General features: G+C 42.5%; 2 protein-coding genes and 1 pseudogene. 2 read left to right on the top strand and 1 reads right to left on the bottom strand.

Features of this window, described 5'->3' with window-relative positions; all coding sequences use genetic code 11:
• Both FTU29_RS17135 and FTU29_RS17140 read left to right on the top strand, forming a co-directional pair.
• Positions 1-122: pseudogene (locus FTU29_RS17135) on the top strand (hypothetical protein); the annotation flags it as partial.
• A 67-nt stretch (positions 123-189) separates the two neighbouring features.
• Positions 190-654, top strand: coding sequence for an ATP-binding protein (locus tag FTU29_RS17140; RefSeq protein ID WP_071830580.1), 465 nt, complete (start codon positions 190-192; stop codon positions 652-654).
• 73 nt (positions 655-727) lie between these two features.
• On the opposite strand, the gene mph is transcribed toward FTU29_RS17140, so the two are convergent.
• A complete protein-coding gene (gene mph / locus FTU29_RS17145; protein WP_071830579.1) occupies positions 728-1,615 on the bottom strand; it encodes an Mph(E)/Mph(G) family macrolide 2'-phosphotransferase in 888 nt (295 codons plus the stop codon).
• Positions 1,616-2,180: the final 565 nt, after the last annotated feature.

Here is a 2,180-nt window from a genome sequence, read left to right on the forward strand (position 1 = left end):
ACCGCCATCGTGTCGTGATCGGCAAGGATACGCGCCTGTCGGGCTATATGCTTGAACCCGCGCTCACAGCCGGTTTCACCTCGATGGGCATGGACGTATTCCTTTTTGGCCCGCTGCCGACAACGTAATAGGAAGAATAAACGCCCTTTTCACCCAAGTCCAAATTAATTTGCCGATTCCATAATCAGGGTGTATTACAATTCCATAGAGTTTTTCAATCCAGGTGGTTTAGCTGATAACTTAACGATTGATCAGCTTCTTCGTGAAGATTACTCGCCATGGGCGCGCAATAAAAGGATATCTGCCACGTTCAAAGAAGCGCATTTTATTGAAAAATATGGGTCAGGCATCAAACGAATCCAAGAAGGCTTCGCATCCTATGGTCTGCGTCCCCCTGTCTTTGAAAATTTCCAGCACGGTTTTCGAGTTATTGTCTCATCAAAGCTACTTTTCGAATCTAATGAGGGAGTAAGTGAGGGAGTAAATCTACTATTTAATCAGATAAGAACTAATCCAGGAAAGCGTGCACCATTTTTAGTAAACGAGCTATTAGTTCCTGTCAAGATAGTAGAGCGGTGGCTCAAAATCTTAAGAGATGATCATAAAATCGAGTTTCGAGGAGCTCCTAAAAGTGGAGGATACTGGCTAAAATAGAAATCAATGATACTCTTAAGTGGCACCAATCGAACTCCTATTTTAGCATTTAAAAAAGTATCCTCACATCATTTTATTGAACAATACCTAAGGCTGCTCTGGCGGCATTGATATGATTATCGTCGTTGCACTCTACCGCAAAAGCGCCATATGCTAATGGAGCTGCAGCAGCCCTCTCTATAGATTGTTCGTAGAGCCTATCCCATATCGTTCCGCCTTGTTTAGCATACTCCGTTATCAAACTCTTCAGGCTATCCTCTCCAAAAACCGATACGTGACCAGAAAAGTCCAGTGCAGGATCACCCATATGCGCAGTAGACCAATCTATGATACCAGAGGTCTTACCTTCCTTCGAGGTTAAGACATGCCCTGCATAGAGATCGCCATGGATGAAACAAGTGAATTCAGGCCACAAAGGGTCATTGTCCAACCATCTACGGTATCTGTTTTCCAACGGCTCGCTGATACCTATCTCAGATTTCACCAAGTGGATACGGTCAGCTATTTCGGTCCTCAATTCACTTGGAGTCATTATTTTCAAGTTGCTCTTTCTCACATCGTCAGCTGTAATACGATGTAATTCGGCCAATGATTTTGCCAGAGACTCCACATAAGCTATGCTATCGCGATCTATGTTCCAAGAAACCTCATGTGTTATCGCATCGAATGTCAGAGCAGGCGCATCCTCCAGTAAAGGGTAGGCTATTAGGCGCTCCGATACAATTTTCCAATCAGGGACATTGATCGACAGGTTTCTTTTGGCTAAATCCAATATTCTACTTTCATTTTCGATTTGTTCAAGCATATCGCTTCTTCGAGGTATACGGAGTACCCAGTTCTCACCGTTTACTTCCTTTACAAAGGCAACTCTAAAGTCGATGCCCATCTCATTGACGCTCATCTCTTCCGAAATTCTCAGCCCATGCTCTAGGGCTAATGTTTGCATATCTTCGATTGTCATTTCTATACTGTTTTCTTTTATTAAATTGGTACCAGTTCCCCCGACAGGACATTCTGAATGTCATATACAGGTGTAACACTTTACCCATATTCTTTTCGTATGGATAACACTTCCCATCAGGGAACAAAAATCTGATACATGAATTAATTGTGAGACAGTAGACCTACTGTCGCATTGAAGCCATCTCGGCGACTATTTGATTAGGAAAACCAAGGCTTTGCCATCATAGCCTTATCATAGAAGTATAACATAGTTGTAAAGATAGAAAATTATTTTTTATTCATCCATGATGTTATTATTTTATAATAACATCATCTAAACATGTCCTGTCGCTCTTTTGTGCTGTGATATTTCATACCTATTAACTGCTTTCGTTTGAATTATACGACGTTCTACTCACAATAGGGCAAGGGTTACTCATTCCGTAGGATGCGGTTCACGTATAGGAAGAATAAACGCCCTTTTCACCCAAGTCCAACAGCTTTGGACCGCAGTTGACTCTTTCGACACCCCTGCGATGCAACCCAATCCGGCTGACGGGGAGCCAGCAACGCTGAAAATTTAC

Source organism: Acinetobacter sp. YH12086, from assembly GCF_013419345.1.
GTDB lineage: Bacteria > Pseudomonadota > Gammaproteobacteria > Pseudomonadales > Moraxellaceae > Acinetobacter > Acinetobacter amyesii.

Coding starts and splice junctions, on each gene's coding strand:
- mph (WP_071830579.1), bottom strand. CDS start 1,615: ATGACAATCGAAGATATGCAAACATTAGCCCTAGAGCATGGGCTGAGA.